The sequence below is a fragment of the Tabrizicola sp. T46 genome (assembly GCF_057219895.1).
This window is the reverse complement of sequence record NZ_JBXVVV010000002.1, coordinates 786,514-801,669: the sequence shown is the minus strand read 5'-3', so window position 1 is coordinate 801,669 and position 15,156 is coordinate 786,514. Positions and strand designations below refer to the sequence as shown.

At 66.8% G+C, this 15,156-nt stretch carries 12 protein-coding genes; 2 read left to right on the top strand and 10 right to left on the bottom strand.

What is annotated here, in order from left to right:
• Positions 1 to 23: 23 nt before the first annotated feature.
• From AC2D9V_RS11595 to AC2D9V_RS11585, 3 genes are read right to left on the bottom strand one after another with little or no spacing between them, the layout of a single operon-like run.
• The gene (locus AC2D9V_RS11595) at positions 24 to 1,397 is read right to left on the bottom strand and encodes a cytochrome P450 (protein ID WP_484714223.1); all 1,374 of its coding nucleotides are present in this window, start codon (positions 1,395 to 1,397) and stop codon (positions 24 to 26) included.
• Positions 1,394 to 2,611, bottom strand: a complete 1,218-nt coding sequence (locus AC2D9V_RS11590; RefSeq protein ID WP_484714222.1) for a hypothetical protein — start codon at positions 2,609 to 2,611, stop codon at positions 1,394 to 1,396. Before AC2D9V_RS11590 ends, AC2D9V_RS11595 begins: the two co-directional genes overlap by 4 nt.
• A gap of 56 nt (positions 2,612 to 2,667) precedes the next feature.
• Complete coding sequence (locus tag AC2D9V_RS11585; RefSeq protein ID WP_484714221.1) at positions 2,668 to 3,426, bottom strand: cytochrome c biogenesis CcdA family protein; 759 nt, start codon at positions 3,424 to 3,426, stop codon at positions 2,668 to 2,670.
• 110 nt (positions 3,427 to 3,536) lie between these two features.
• Here AC2D9V_RS11585 and AC2D9V_RS11580 point away from each other — a divergent pair, with 110 nt between their 5' ends.
• The gene (locus AC2D9V_RS11580) at positions 3,537 to 3,779 is read left to right on the top strand and encodes a sulfurtransferase TusA family protein (RefSeq protein ID WP_484714220.1); all 243 of its coding nucleotides are present in this window, start codon (positions 3,537 to 3,539) and stop codon (positions 3,777 to 3,779) included.
• On the opposite strand, the gene AC2D9V_RS11575 is transcribed toward AC2D9V_RS11580, so the two are convergent.
• The 4 genes from AC2D9V_RS11575 to purQ form a co-directional block, all read right to left on the bottom strand.
• Positions 3,776 to 6,430 (bottom strand): Rne/Rng family ribonuclease, encoded by a 2,655-nt coding sequence (locus AC2D9V_RS11575; protein WP_484714219.1) that lies wholly within the window; start codon positions 6,428 to 6,430, stop codon positions 3,776 to 3,778. The two genes, AC2D9V_RS11580 and AC2D9V_RS11575, sit on opposite strands and share 4 nt — an antisense overlap.
• Positions 6,431 to 6,969: 539 nt before the next feature.
• Positions 6,970 to 8,298, bottom strand: coding sequence for a sigma-54-dependent transcriptional regulator (locus AC2D9V_RS11570; protein WP_484714218.1), 1,329 nt, complete (start codon positions 8,296 to 8,298; stop codon positions 6,970 to 6,972).
• Positions 8,299 to 8,308: 10 nt separating this feature from the next.
• Positions 8,309 to 10,078, bottom strand: a complete 1,770-nt coding sequence (locus tag AC2D9V_RS11565) for a sensor histidine kinase (RefSeq protein ID WP_484714217.1) — start codon at positions 10,076 to 10,078, stop codon at positions 8,309 to 8,311.
• A 46-nt stretch (positions 10,079 to 10,124) separates the two neighbouring features.
• Positions 10,125 to 10,793 carry a phosphoribosylformylglycinamidine synthase subunit PurQ gene (gene purQ / locus AC2D9V_RS11560; RefSeq protein ID WP_484714216.1) on the bottom strand — a complete coding sequence of 223 codons (669 nt, stop codon included), beginning with the start codon at positions 10,791 to 10,793 and terminating at the stop codon, positions 10,125 to 10,127.
• A 98-nt stretch (positions 10,794 to 10,891) separates the two neighbouring features.
• Here purQ and AC2D9V_RS11555 point away from each other — a divergent pair, with 98 nt between their 5' ends.
• Positions 10,892 to 12,268 carry an FAD-binding oxidoreductase gene (locus AC2D9V_RS11555; RefSeq protein WP_484714215.1) on the top strand — a complete coding sequence of 459 codons (1,377 nt, stop codon included), beginning with the start codon at positions 10,892 to 10,894 and terminating at the stop codon, positions 12,266 to 12,268.
• On the opposite strand, the gene AC2D9V_RS11550 is transcribed toward AC2D9V_RS11555, so the two are convergent.
• From AC2D9V_RS11550 to AC2D9V_RS11540, 3 genes are all read right to left on the bottom strand, one after another.
• Positions 12,269 to 12,430: a hypothetical protein gene (locus tag AC2D9V_RS11550; protein ID WP_484714214.1), complete on the bottom strand. Its 162-nt coding sequence runs from the start codon at positions 12,428 to 12,430 to the stop codon at positions 12,269 to 12,271.
• Positions 12,431 to 12,567: 137 nt separating this feature from the next.
• The gene (gene recN, locus AC2D9V_RS11545) at positions 12,568 to 14,211 is read right to left on the bottom strand and encodes a DNA repair protein RecN (protein ID WP_484714491.1); all 1,644 of its coding nucleotides are present in this window, start codon (positions 14,209 to 14,211) and stop codon (positions 12,568 to 12,570) included.
• Positions 14,212 to 14,244: 33 nt separating this feature from the next.
• Entirely contained in the window at positions 14,245 to 15,084 is an 840-nt protein-coding gene (locus tag AC2D9V_RS11540) for an outer membrane protein assembly factor BamD (protein WP_484714213.1), read from the bottom strand.
• Positions 15,085 to 15,156: the final 72 nt, after the last annotated feature.

The window sequence follows — 15,156 nt, the reverse complement described above, 5'->3', positions numbered from 1 at the left end:
CGGCGGTGGGCGGATCGCCCAACCTACAGGCCGACCGTCGTAGGGTGGGCAATCTGCCCACCGTCCCGCCGGGTCACCCGCAGCCAGATCCCGTCCTTCGCCCGCACCGTCAGATGCGCCACAGGCACCGGCACGCGGTCCAGCAGCGCTTCGAAACGGAAGGCCCGCGCCAGATGCGCCAGCATCAGCGTGCCCTCCAGCATGGCAAAGCCCGCGCCGGGGCAGACGCGCGGCCCGCGTGAGAACGGCAAATACCCCTCCCGCGCCGTTTCGCGCCCCTCGCCCGCCCAGCGGTCGGGATCAAACTCATCGGGGCGGTCCCAGATGCGTTCATGCCGGTGCAGGTGCCAGGGGCTGATCACCACCTGAGCCCCCTTGCGCGCCGCCCGCCCACGGAAGCTTTCGGTCCCCGTCGTCTCGCGCACCATCATTGGCACCGGCGGATAAAGCCGCAGCGCCTCGCGGAAGACGTCGCGGGTGAACCGCAGGCTGCCCACCGTGCCGAATTCGGGCCGAAGCCCCGCCGTCTCAGCCGCCACCCTCTCCTGCGCGTCCGGATGCGTCGCCAGCAGGTAGAGCGCCCAGGCCAGGGCCGAGGCGCTGGTCTCGTGCCCCGCCAGGAAGAAGATCGCCACCTGGTCGATCATCTCGTCCGTGTTGAACCCCTGCCCCGTCTCGGGGTCGGGAGTGGTCATGATCTTGGTCGCAAGGTCCGCCGGCGCGGTTCCTGCGGCGAGCGCCCGCGCACGTTCGGCCGTAAGCCCGGCGATCAACCCGCGAATCGCGGCGGCCGAGGTGCGGGTCGCGCGCCGGTGCAGGCGGGGCATCCAGCGCGGCAGGGGCAGGAAGGCCGCAAGGTTTAGGATCGGTGCCGACCTTTGGTAGGCGCGGAACTCGTGGAACACCGCCTGCGCCACCTGGTCTTCGATCGGGATCGAGAAAAGCGTGCGGAAGATCACGTCCGCAGCCGCATGGCTTGCCGCCAGTTCCACCTCCTGCACCCCCTCACCCATCCGCTCGACCGACGCCTCGCAGGCCGCCCAGATCGCCGGAAAGGCCTCGCGCAACCGGCCCCCCTCGAAGGCAGGGTCGATGATCCGGCGCTGGTGCAGCCACTCCTCCCCGTTGGTGACAAAGACCGACCGCCCGAGCAAAGGCGCGAGCCCCTCGGTCACCCGGCCCGACTTCGGGAAATCCGCAGGCCGTTCGTCCAGCACCAACCGCACAAGGGAGGGATCGTTGCACAGGTAGCTTTCGAAGAACGGGGTCCGGAACTCTGCCATCCAGGCGCGGTAAAGGCGCGCGGGCTGTGCCGACAGGATGTCGCGCCGGAAAAGCCGCAGATGCGTCAGCAGCGACACCCGGTCGGCCCGCGGTTCTGGCTTCGGCGGGGTCATGTCATGTCCCGATAAGGGCTGGCCGCCCGGTCTATCCGCCCTGTGGAATGGGTGCGGCTGCGATACCGGTCGGCAAGCGTGCGATGCCCCGCCGTGATGCGGAAATAGTCATACCCCCGGGGCCGGTCGAAGGCACACATGTACTGGAAATGCAGGCGGAAGAACTGCCGTTTCAGGCTCTTCCAGCGCTCCGGGCTCAGCGTCTTGCTGAAGGCGGCGGACATCACCAGCGGCCAGCGCTGCCCCTCCGGGGCGACGCCGGTCACCGCGACCGGATCACAAAGCGCGAAGCTGCAGCCATCCCCCGGCGCGCTGACATCGACCCAGGTCAGGTCTTCGCGCATCGAAAGATAGGCAAGATCGGCTCGCAGTCGCCCGGCCTTGGGCAGGAAGGACGCCATCGGCACCGCCTGCCCCAGCGACAGGAACCCCAGCGCGGGCTGCGTTGGAACCCCCTCGCGGATCAGATCGGCCAGGACCGAGACCGCAAGATGAACGCCGCTCGAATGGCCGACGACCAGCACTTCGTCGACCCCGCTCTCCAAGGCCTCACGGATCCGGGCGCGAAACACCGCCAGCCGCTCCTCCAGCGCCGGGGGGTAGGCACCATTTGCGATCCCGGTAAAGGCATAGTCATGCATCAGGTAATAGGCATAAAGCCTGCGGTCCATGCGGCGGAACCCCTCCAGCACCCCGTAGCCCGCCACCGCCGCCACCGCCCAGTTCAGACCAAGCGGCAGCCCGTCGAGGAGCCATACCAGCAGCCAGCCCACGCCCAGGGCCACCAACGCTTGCAGGATCAGAAGAACCGCCGGATAAAGTGCCGCAATCATCGGCCCCTTCCGCAGCAGCAGAAGGTGCCAAAGCGCGCCTGATGCCCCGTAGACCCAGAGCGACCGCAGGAACAGCCAGTAGGTCCCTGCCACCCCCCGCGCCATGGAGCTCTTCACGAGGTCGGACCAGACCAGAACCTCGACCAGCGTCTCGGTCCGGTGCCGCCCGAAGCGCCCGGTGACAGTCCAGCCCTGCTCCCCGGGCCGGCCCCTCACGGTCAGCTCATAGCCGCAGATCGCCGCCTGTTCGGCCCCTTCCTTGCGGTAAAGCTCGCGGTAGCGGCGCGGGGGGAAGGGATCGTAGCCGGGGATGTAAAGGACATGCCGGCGAAACACCGCCGCCTTCCCCTCTGCCCCCTCATGCGAAAGACCCACGCCCATCCCGCCATCCTGCCCCCGGCATGTTAACCGGTGGTGAGCGATTGGAAAGGCCGCGATCAGCCCGGCAGGGGCAGCCCCAGCGCTTCGTAGGTTTCGAGCATCCAGTAGCTGAAATCGGTAAAGGCCCCGGTCACCAGCGCCAGCCCCACGACCAGAAGAAGCCCGCCCATCAGCCGCTCGATCAGCTTCATGTGCTTCTTAAGCTTCGCCATCAAGGTCATTGACCTTTCAACGAAAATCGCCGCCAACAGGAACGGGATGCCCAGCCCCAGCGCATAGACGCCCAGAAGGATCGTCCCCCGCTCCATGCTGCCCTCCTGCGCGGCGAGCGACAGGATCGCCCCCAGCTGCGGGCCGATGCAGGGGGTCCAGCCGAAGGCGAAGGCGAGCCCCAGCACATAGGCCCCCAGCGCCGAGCCACCCCGGTCGCCCGCATCCATCCGCATCTCGCGGTCAAGGATGCCAATCCGGAAGACGCCCAGGAAATGCAGGCCGAAGATGATGATGACCACGCCAGAGATCCGCGCCAGCAGAAGCTGGTTCTCCAGGACGAAACTGCCAAAGGCCGAGGCGGTGAACCCCAGAAGCAGGAAGATCGTCGAAAGCCCCAGCACGAAGAACAGCGCCGGCAGGATCACCCGCCGCCGCGCCTGCCCCGCGACGGTCATTTCCGACATGCTGATCCCGCCCATGTAGGCAAGGTAGGGCGGCACGATCGGCAGGACGCAAGGCGACAGGAACGACAGCACCCCCGCCAGAAGCGCGACCAGCATCGCGGGCAGCAGGGTGGCGTCTATGATCTCAATCCCGAACATCTCTTTGCCAGATAGCCCGTTTCCTCGCCCGCGTCATCCGGGCTTCGGGTCACATCCCCGTTGGAAGCTGTAACCTTGTCGTCCGCCCCCGCCCCCGCTACACCGCCGGGATGGACGCCTGGGACGAGATCCTCGACTGCGAAGGGCTTCTCTGCCCCCTCCCCGTGCTGCGGGCCCGCAAGCGGCTGATGTCGCTTGCCCCGGGAACGGTGCTTGGCGTCCGCACGACCGATGCCATGGCGCTTGTCGACCTGCCGCATTTCTGCGCCGAAGCCGGCCACGCCTATCTGGAGGCACGGGACGAGGCCGGATCGCACGGCCCCGTCACTCTGCATCTGATCCGCCGGGCCTAGCGGCCGAGCGACCACCACCCCTTGCGCTTCGGTTTGGCGGGGTCCTCCGCCGGGGCGGCAGCCGCCGCTTCTTCCGGGTCCGGCACCACGGTTTCGGCCACGGGCACCATCCCCGGATCGGGGGCGAGCGCCGGGGCCGCAGCCTCGGCGGCCTTGGCGCGCGACGCCCGCGACCGGGCCGCCTTCGGCGCCGGTTCTGCCGGGGATTCCGCAGCCGCAGCCTGAACAACCGCCTCAGCCACCTTGGCCTTCGTCGCGCGCTTGCGCGGCGCGGGCTTGGCCGGGGCCACTTCCCCCACCTCGGTCACCGGCTCCGCAACCACCTCGATGACTACGGGAGCAGCGACCTCGACAGCCGGGGCCACCTCTGCAGTCCGCGCGCCACGCGGCTTGCGGGTGCGCTTCGGCTTGGCGGCATCTTCCGGAGCAGCCGCGACAGGCTCTACCTCAGCTTCGGCCTCACCAGCATCCTCGCCCGCCTCACCAGCGGCGTCTTCGTCGCCGCTCTCGGCCGCATCGCCGGCCACCGCCGTCGCCTGCCCTTCGCCGTCACGCTGACCGCCGCGCCGGCGACGCCGACGCCGACGCTTCTTGCGGCCCGGCTGGCCGTCACCGTCCGAGGCGGCAGCAGGAGCCGTCGCGGCGTCAGCCTCGGCCTCCTCGGCCTCTTCCTCGACCAGATCGTCGATCAGGTCGTCATCTTCTTCCTCGGCAACTGGCGCGCCCATCAGCCCGGCATGGCCCGAGATGACCGGCGTGTCCGGCACCGGCCGCGTCGCGGTCTTCAGTTTTTCCATCGAGTAATCGGGGCTGACCAGCATGGGGTCGGCCTCGATCCGCACGCTCATCCCGTAGCGCGCCTCGATCAGCGCGATATGCTCGCGCTTCTGGTTGATCAGGTAGTTCACGATCCCGACCGGCGCCTTCAGCAGTACCTCTTTCGACCGCTTCCGGGTGCCCTCTTCCTCCAGCGCGCGCAGCACGGTCAGCGCCATGCTGTCGTCGCTGCGGATCAGGCCGGTGCCGTGGCAATGCGGACAGGCCTGGGTGGTCGATTCCAGCATCCCCGGCCGCAGCCGCTGCCGGCTCATTTCCAGCAGACCAAATCCGCTGATCCGCCCGACCTGGATCCGCGCGCGGTCGGTCTTCAGCTTGTCCTTCAGGCGCTTCTCGACGGCGGCGTTGTTCTTCCGCTCTTCCATGTCGATGAAGTCGATGACGATCAGCCCGGCAAGGTCGCGCAGGCGCAGCTGGCGCGCCACCTCATCCGCAGCCTCGAGGTTCGTCTTCAGCGCCGTTTCCTCGATCGAGCCTTCCTTCGTGGCACGGCCCGAGTTCACGTCGATCGCCACCAAGGCCTCGGTGACGCCGATCACGATGTAGCCGCCGGATTTCAGCTGCACCACCGGGTTGAACATGCCGGCGAGGTAGCCTTCCACCTGATACTTGGCGAAGAGCGGCGTCGGGTCGGTGTAGCGGATCACCTGCCGCGCGTGGCTTGGCATGATCATCCGCATGAAGTCCTTGGCGGTGCGATAACCGCCCTCGCCCTCGACCAGCACCTCGTCGATCTCGCGGGAATAGAGGTCCCGGATCGACCGCTTGATCAGGTCGCCCTCCTCATAGATCTTCGCGGGCGCGATCGATTTCAGCGTCAGCTCGCGGATCTGCTCCCACAGCCGCATCAGGTATTCGTAGTCGCGCTTGATCTCGGGCTTGGTCCGCTTGGCGCCTGCCGTGCGGATGATCAGGCCCGCGCCTTCCGGCACCTCGATCTCCTGCGCGATTTCCTTAAGCTTCTTGCGGTCCGCCGCCTGCGTGATCTTGCGGGAAATCCCGCCGCCCCGCGCCGTGTTCGGCATCAGCACGCAGTAGCGCCCGGCAAGGCTGAGGTAGGTCGTCAGCGCTGCACCCTTATTGCCGCGCTCTTCCTTCACGACCTGGACCAGCATGATCTGCCGGACCTTGATCACTTCCTGGATCTTGTAGCGGCGCGCACGCGGACGGCGCGGCTGGGCGATTTCCTCGGCCACGTCCTCTTCGGCGATCGATTCGATCTCGTCGTCGGTGTCGCTGGCATGGTCCACGGCCCGGTAGCGCCCGCCATTGCCGTTCTCGACCGTCTCGTTGTGGTGGTCGTGATCGTGCGGTTGCTCATGGTCATGGTCATGCGCGGCCTCGACCGGCTCGGCCACCTCGACCAGCGACCCTTCCGTCGCCTCGTCCTCGCCAAGATCCACGACATCCATGCCGGACGGTCCTTCGGCCACCGCATCCTCGGTCTTGACCTTTTCGGCTCGTCCCTGCGGCCGCGGCGCCCGGCGGCGCGACCTACGGTTGTCCTCTTCCTCTTCCGCCCGGGCCATGGCCCGTTCTTCCTCGATCAGCGCCTTACGGTCAGCGACCGGGATCTGGTAATAGTCCGGATGGATTTCGGCGAAGGCAAGGAAGCCGTGCCGGTTGCCACCATATTCGACGAAGGCCGCCTGAAGCGACGGCTCGACCCGGGTGACTTTGGCTAGGTAGATATTGCCGGCTAGCTGGCGTTTGTTGACGGTCTCGAAGTCGAATTCCTCGACCTTGTTTCCGTCGACCACCACAACCCGAGTCTCCTCGGTGTGGGTGGCATCGATAAGCATTTTCTTGGCCATGTTGTTCCAATGCGCCCCAAGCGCAGGACCCCCGTTGGCGGACCAGACGGTGGTTGATACGGGACGGGGCGGCTTGTCTGTGCGCGGGCGGCAAGTGCAGAAACGAACGTCCGGCCCGGGGGGCAGACTGCTTTCGCGTGTTCTGTGCTCGCTCGCCTCATCGCGGTTGCGTTTGACGGGCCTTGGCGGCCCGCCACCTATGAAAGCCTGCAAATTCCTAGACTTGCAGACAATGTGCACGACCTTGCGGCCGATCCGGCTCCCCCATTGCGGCGCTCGGTGATGTGCGGCCGGCAAAGGGGCAGAGAATTCTTCGGGCGGCAAATGCCGCCTCACGGCGACCCTATCGGCAAAGCCCGACCAAGGGCAATGCCGAATTTCACCATAATGTCATCCAACACCCCTGCGCGGGGGGCCGCCCGACCCGAAGTCGCCGGATCTGCCCTGCGTGGGCAGAGGTTAAGGAATCCTGAATCATTTTTGACAAAATATTGATCCGATTGGGTTTTCCGATTTTGACCACTGTGGTCACCCCGTGGTCAGACGTAATCCCCCCGGCTTAGGCCATACTTCGCCATCTTCTCGTTCAGGGTCCGGCGCGGCAGGCAGAGCTCCTCCATCACCGCGACGATCGACCCCTTGTGGCGCCGCATCGTGTTGTCGATCAGCATCCGCTCGAAGGCTTCCACATAGTCTTTCAGGGGCTTGCCTTCCGTGGTCAGCGCCGGCCCCGCCGCCTCGTTGTCGGCCATGAGGAGGCTTGCAATCGACCCCGACCCGCGCCGGTTCTGCAGGACCGCCCGCTCCGCGATGTTGACCAGCTGCCGCACGTTCCCGGGCCAGGGGGCCTGCAACAGCTGGGCCGCCTCCTGCGCCGTCACCTGCGGCGCATCGCAGCCGTATTCCTCGGCGAACTGCTCGGAAAGCCGGGTGAAGAGCTGCAGGATATCCTCGCCCCGCGTCCGCAAGGGGGGGAGGACGATGGTCATCGCCCCGAGGCGATAGAAGAGGTCGGGCCGCAGCACCTGTTCCAGCGTCATGTCCGGCGCATGCTGGTTGCAGATCGCGATGATCCGGGTTTCCGGCGGGGTCCCCTGGTCGTTGATCACCGTCAGAAGCCGCGCCTGAAGGGCATTCGGCAGCGCCTCGATGTCCTCCAGGCACAGCGTGCCACCACGGGCTTCCTCGATCAGGGGCAGCGTCCCGTCCTCCGCCGGCCCGAAGAGGCGCGCGGCAAGCTGGTCCTCGCCCCAGGCGGCGCAGGAGATCGCGACGAACTTCTTCGACGCCCGCGGCCCCACGGCATGTAGGGCATGGGCCACCAGGGTCTTCCCCGTCCCTGTCTCGCCGTCAATCAGGACGTGGCTGTCGGCCTGGCCGAGGTCGAGGATATCCTCACGCAGCCGCTCCATCGCGGGGGAGGAGCCGATCAGCTTCTTGATGATCGTGGAGCCATCCGAAAGCTCCTTCCGCAGCGCCCGGTTGTCCAGCGTCATCCGCCGGGCCTGCGTCGCCCGCTTGGCAAGCTCGGTCATCCGGTCAGGGTTGAAGGGCTTTTCCAGAAAGTCGAAGGCCCCGACCCGCATCGCCTCGACCGCCATCGGCACGTCACCGTGCCCAGTGATCAGGATCACCGGCAGGCCGGAATCCTGCCCCATCAGGCGCTTGAGGAACGCCATCCCGTCCATCCCCGGCATCTTGATGTCGCTGACCACGACGCCCTGGAAATCCGGCCCGATGACCTTCAGCGCGTCTTCGGCGCTGGCGTAGGTTTCGGTGTCGAAACCCGAAAGGGCCAGCCACTGGCTGATCGACTGCCGCATGTCCGCTTCGTCATCGACGATCGCCACCTTCATTGCGCGGGCCATGGGAACCTCTTCATTCTGCTGCTTCCTGTTTGCTGCCTGCACCCGGACCGAGGATCGGCAACTGCACCTCGAACACCGCCCCGCCGCTGTCGCCGTTCCGGGCCGTCAGCCGGCCGCCGAGGTCGGTCACGATCCCGGACGAGATCGCAAGGCCAAGCCCCACACCTTCGCCGGGCTTCTTCGTCGTGTAGAACGGTTCGAACAGGTTCTCGAGATCGTCGATCCCGTGCCCGTTGTCGCGCACCGTCAGGGTCGCCGTCTCTCCCGCCGAGAGCAGGATGTCGATCTGCGGGTCCTTGGTGTCCTTGGTCGCGTCCAGCGCGTTCCGGAGGAGGTTGATGATAACCTGCTCCAGCCTGATCCGGTCAGCCATCACCATCACCGGCTGGCGCGGCAGGCCCCGGCTGATCTTCACAACACGCGCTTTCAGCTGTGGTTCCATCATCGCAAGCGCGGAGGACACACACGCACGAAGATCAACCTCTTCAAAGGCTTCCCCGCCTTTCCTCGCATATGACTTCAACTGCCGTGTGATCGCCCCCATGCGTTCGATCAGGTCGTCGATCCGCTGGAAGCTGGACAATGCCTCTTCCGGACGGCGGCGCTGCAACAGAAGGCGCGCCCCCGCGAGATAGGTCTTCATCGCGGCAAGGGGCTGGTTCAGTTCGTGACTGACAGCGGCCGACATCTCGCCCAGTGCGGCCAGTTTCGACGACTGGGCCAGCGTCAGTTCAGCCACCTCGAGATCCTTCTTCACCTTCTCGCGCTCCGCGATCGCACGCTGCAGACGGGCGTTCAGCGCCCTGAGTTCGGCCGACTCGCGCTGGAAGGTCAGCGACCGCGACCACGCCCGGCGCGACAGCATGTAGAAGGTGAAGGCCAGCAGGATCGCAAAGCCCATGATCTGCAGGGCAAGGATCCCGTTCACCTGTTCACGGACCGAGGCATAGGCGGTGAATGTCTGGATCTGCCAGCCGCGAAAGGGCACCCGCGCCGTGGTCTTCATCACCGCCTCGCCGCGCACATAGGCGTCCGGAGGGTTCTGCGCCCAGTCGGCCGTCGCCTGCAGCGCGCGCGAGATGGCCGACGGCGGGTCACGCAGGGCCAGAGCCTCCTCGAAGGGCTGGCCGCGCCACAGGGCCTCGGTCGCAAGGATCACGATCCCTTCGCTGTCGGTGACAAGGACCGCGTCCTGCAGGCCCGCCCAGGCGCGTTCGTATTTCATCAGGTCGACCGAAACCACGATCACACCGATGACATTGCCCTCGTCCGTAATCGCCCGGGAATAGACGAAGTCGAAACCTGCCGAGTCGCGCCGTACGGCGCTGAAGATCGTTTCCTTGGTCCGTTGCGCCTCGACGAAATAGGGTTCGGTGCGGTTGTTGGTGCCGAGGATGTTCCGGTTCGTTGCAGCCACCACGCGACCGTTGTTGTCCAGAAGCCGGATCGAGGCCACGCCGATCTGGGACTGCAGGGCGATCAGCTTGGCTGAGGTGGCTGAGAAGTTGCTGTCGCGCAGGGCCTGAACCAGTTCAGGGTCGCGTGCAAGAAGCAGCGGGACGACCGAAGTCCGCTGGAGTTCCGACATCAGGTTCCCGGTGTACAGCGCCAGCCGCACCTCGGCCCGGCTGCGCGTGTCGGCCGTGTAGCGGTCGGTCAGAAGGCGGTTCGACACCAGCACCACGCCGATCGCAAGGATCACCAGAAGCGCGACCGCAAGCTTGACCATCAGGGACAGGCCCTGGCCTTCTGTCTCGTCGGATTTCAGGGACTTGGTCATGGCCGGAAGATTAGGCCCGGCGGGCGTCGCCCTCAAGGGCAGGTGCTCAGGCCAGCGCCATCCCGCCCATGATCGACGAGAAAAGCCCGCGCCCGTCATCGCCGCCAAGGGCCGCGTCCATCGCCCGTTCCGGATGCGGCATCATTCCCAGCACGCGGCGGTTTTCCGACAGCACGCCAGCGATTTCGGCCATGCTGCCGTTGGGGTTCTGATCGTAGGTAAATGCGATCCGGTCGTCACCCTGCAGGCGGGCCAGCCCTTCGGCATCGATGGTGTAGTTGCCATCGTGATGCGCGATCGGCACCCGGATGTGCTGGCCAAGCACGTAGCCCGAGGTGAAGGCGCTGTCGGTCGTGGCAACCCGCAGCGTCACCGTCCGGCAGACGAACTTGAGCCCCGCATTGCGCATCAGCGCGCCAGGCAGAAGGCCCATCTCGGTCACCACCTGAAAGCCGTTGCAGATGCCAAGCACGAAGCCGCCGCGATCGGCGTGGGCCTTCACCGCCGCGCTGATCGGCGACTGTGCCGCGATGGCCCCGCAGCGCAGGTAATCGCCAAAGGAAAAGCCGCCGGGGATCCCCACCACATCCACGCCCTTCGGCAGGCTTGTGTCCTTGTGCCAGACCCGCGCCACCTGGAACCCGGTGCTTTCGAAGGCCACCGCAAGGTCACGGTCGCAGTTCGACCCCGGAAAGGTGATGACGGCAGCTTTCATGGGGCGACTCTCCCGGTGTTACGGTGCCGGGGTGATACCCCAAGCGAGGTCGAAGGGCCAGAGGTTGCGCCGCCCGGGCAAGCCGCTAGGGTGGGGCGATGCTGACCCCCGATGCCCTTTCCGACCTCAAGACGCTGCTTGGCGACCGCGCCACGGTGGCTGCCCCGATCCTGGCCGAACATGCTCAGGGCGAAAGCCTGGTCTCGGCCGGCTTGCCCGATGCCGTGGTCTTTCCGCGTTCGACCGATGAGGTTTCCGCCCTGGCCCGCTGGTCGACCGCCCACCGGGTGCCGCTGATCGGCTGGGGGGCTGGCACCTCTCTGGAAGGCCATGCGCTGGCGCTCCACGGCGGGGTGGTCGTGGATTTCCGCGAGATGGCGGCGCTGGTCGAACTTCGCGCCGAAGACCGGCTTGCCCGCGTCCAGCCCGGGATCACGCGCGAGGGGCTGAACCGGGCGCTGAAAGGGTCCGGGCTGATGTTCCCGGTCGATCCCGGGGCGGATGCCAGCCTTGGCGGCATGGCCTCGACCCGCGCCTCGGGGACCACGGCGGTGCGCTACGGCACGATGCGTGACAACGTGCGGGGGCTGACGGTTGTTCTGGCCGACGGACGGGTGATCCAGACGGGCAGCGCTGCGCCGAAGTCTTCGGCCGGCTATGACCTCACCGGACTTTTCGTCGGGGCGGAAGGTACGCTGGGCCTCATCACCGAACTGACGCTGCGCCTTCATGGCCAGCCCGAGGCGGTGATGACCGCTGTCGCGGCCTTTCCCTCGGTCAGGGCCGCCGTCGATTGCGTGATCGCAACGATGCAGATGGGCCTGACGCCCGCGCGGATCGAGTTTCTGGACGAGGCGACGGTTGCCGCCTGCAACGTCTTTTCGCGGCTGAACCTGCCCCCTGCCCCGCAGCTTCTGGTCGAATTTCACGGCCATCCCGCGGGCCTTGCCGAAGACGTTGCGCGCTTTCGAGAACATGCGGGCGGGTTCGGGGCCGCAGGCTTGGACTGGGCCGACCGGCAGGAGGACCGCACCCGCCTCTGGGCCGCGCGGCACGCGGCCTACCGGGCGATCCTGGCCTCGCGCCCGGGGGCGAAAGCGGTGGTGACGGATGTCTGCGTGCCGATCTCGGCCCTGTCGCAGGCGGTGGACGAGACTCGGGCCGACATAGCCGCATCAGGGCTTCCGGGACCGATCCTCGGTCATGTCGGGGACGGGAATTTCCACGCAATCCTGCTGGTCGATCCCGCCGCGCCCGCCGAAGTGGCGACGGCAAAGGTGCTGGCAACCCGGATGGCTGAGCGCGCCCTTGCCCTTGGCGGCACGATCACGGGCGAGCATGGGGTGGGGTTTGGCAAGCTCGGCCTGATGGCGGCCGAGCATGGTGGGGCTTGGGCGGTGATGGGGGCGCTGAAGCGCGCCCTCGATCCCTTGAACCTGATGAACCCGGGAAAGCTCGTCCCGGATCAGCCTTGATCAGAAGTCAAAGCTCGACCGGCGGAAAAGGCCGTTTTCGACCTCACGCTGGCGGCGTTCCAGGTCGATCCGGCTGACCGAGGCATTCAGGTAGTCACGCTCCACCTCGGCAATGACGGAAGCGCCACGCAGGGCGATCAACGATTTGAACAGGTTGAACATAGCTTCACTCCTTCTTCTGTGCAGAAGATAGGTCGCTGCGTCGCAGCATTCCATGTTTGGAAGGGAAACGCCGTCATGCGCCGGGCGCATGGCAGAACGCCCACGTCTTGGGCAGCCTTGCACGGAAGACGGGCGGTTCAGCCCTGCAGAAGCGCCCGGGCAGCGGCGCGGGCGGCTTCGGTCACCGTATCGCCCGCCAGCATCCGCGCGATCTCTTCCACGCGGTCGGGCGCCGTCAGCGCGCTGACCGTGGACAGGGTCTTGCCATCCGCCACGCGCTTTTCCACCCGCCAGTGCCGCGCCCCGAAGGCCGCGACCTGCGGCGAATGGGTGACGACCAGCACCTGGGCACCCCGGGCAAGCGCCTGCAACCGACGTCCGACGGCATCGGCCGTCGCTCCCCCCACCCCGCGGTCGATCTCGTCGAAGACCAGGGTCTGGCCCGACGTGCTGCCGGTGAGACAGACCTTCAGCGCCAGAAGGAAGCGCGACAACTCCCCGCCCGAGGCGATCCGGTTCAAGGGTCCTGCCGGAGCGCCCGGGTTGGTGGCCACGCTGAAGGTGACAAGGTCCACCCCCTCCGGCCCAGGTTCGCCGGGGACGATCTCGGTCACGAAGACCGCGCGTTCCATCTTCAGGGGTGCAAGTTCCCCCGCCATCGCGGCATCCAGCCGACGGGCCGCTACCTTTCGGTCTTCCGTCATCCGCGCCGCTGCGGCGTCATAGGCCGCCTCTGCCTCGGTCGCCGCCTTTTGAAGCCGCGCGATCCCGGCTGCACCGCCGTCGATCGCCTGAAGCCGTGAGCGAAGTTCATCCGCCAGCGTCCCCAGGTCATCCGGCGGTACGCTATGCTTGCGCGCAAGGGCCCGGATCGCAAAGAGCCGTTCTTCCACCCGTTCCAGTTCGCCCGGGTCGAACTCCAGCGCCTCAAGCGCACCTTCGACCCCGCCTTGAGCTTCGCCAAGCTCGATCAGGGCGCGGTTCAAGGCGTCTAGCGCACCATCAAGCCGCCCCTCTGCCTTGTCAGACGCCCCCTCCAGCCAGCGCAGCGCGTCGCGCATCCGGCCCTCGGCGCCCTCATCCGACAGGGCGGCAAGCGCCCGCGCCACGTCCTCGCGGATGCGCGCCGCGCCCTGCATCAGCCGGCGATGTGCATCAAGTGCCGCATCCTCGCCCGCGACGGGGTTCAGCTTGTCCAGTTCCGCCACCGCGTGGCGCAGGAATTCTTCCTCGGCCGCCGCGCGGGCCAGCGCGGCCTCAGCCTCGGCCACGGCAGCCCGTGCCTGCCGCCGTTCGGTCCAGAGCGCCCGCAGGGGTGCAAGGTCCAGCCCGGCAAAGGCGTCCAGCAAGGCCCGGTGACCCCGGGGGTTCAGAAGGCCGCGGTCATCCTGCTGGCCATGAAGCTCCACCAGGTGGTCGGCAAGGTCACGCAGCACCTCGCCCGACACCCGGCGGTCGTTGATCCAGGCGGTCTTGCGGCCATCTACCGTGTTCACCCGGCGCAGGATCAGCTCATCCTCGGCCTCGATCCCGGCCTCGTCCAGAACGGACCGGGCCGGATGGTCCGGCGCAAGGTCGAAGACCGCCGTCACCTCGCCCTGCGCGGCCCCCTGCCGCACGAGTTCCGCACGCCCACGCCAGCCGAGAACGAACCCCAAGGCATCCAGCAGGATCGACTTTCCCGCCCCCGTCTCACCGGTCAGCACATTCAGGCCCGGGCCAAGCTCCAGGCTCAGCCGGTCGATGATCAGCACATCGCGGATATCGAGGCTACGCAGCATGGTCATGCGCAGGATGGGTGAAACCCACCATCCTTACAGCCACTCGCCCCGCACCATCTGGCGGTAGACTTGCGCCAGCCAGCCTTCACCCTTGACCTCGGGGGACAGGCCCTGCCCCTTCAAGAGGCGGAAGCTGTCCTGGTAGAAGGGCGACGCCTGATAGTTGTAGCCCAGGATCGCGGCCGAGGTCTGCGCCTCGTCCGTCAGGCCAAGCGCCAGGTAGCTTTCGGTCAGGCGGTGCAGCGCCTCGGCCGTATGGGTCGTGGTCTGGAAATCCTGCACCACGGTGCGGAAGCGGTTGATCGCCGCGGTGTAATGACCCCGCTTCAGGTAGAAGCGGCCGATTTCCATTTCCTTTGCGGCAAGCTGGTCGAAGGCGAGGTCGAACTTCAGGATCGCCGAGCGTGCATATTCGCTGTCAGGATAGGTCTCGATCACGTCGCGCATGCCTGAAAGCGCCTGGAAGGTCAGACCCTGGTCGCGCCCAACATCGTCGATCTGATCGTAATAGCTAAGCGCCATGAGATACATGGCATAGGGCGCATCTTCGTCGCCGGGATAGAAATCGAGATAGCGCTGCGCGGCATCGCGTGCCTCGGGGTACTTCTTCGCCTTGTGCAGGGCGAAGGCCTGCATGATCAGCGCCCGCTTGGCATATTCGGTATAGGGATAAAGCCGCTCGATCTCCTGAAAGTAGACGATCGCATCGTCGGGGCGGCGCGCCGTCTCCAGCTCAAGCTCCCCCATCTTGAAGATCTCTTCGGCAGTATAGCTTTCCAGCGGGCGCTCGTTCGGCCCCGGGACGCAGCCGGCCAGCATCAGTACGACGCATGCCGCTGTGATCATCCCCGCGCCGGACCGCCTGCCCGCCATTTCCTGCCTGTTCAAACCTGCTGCCTCAGCACTGCCTGCGATCTCATGGGCCGTCCGACCCCCCGATCACAC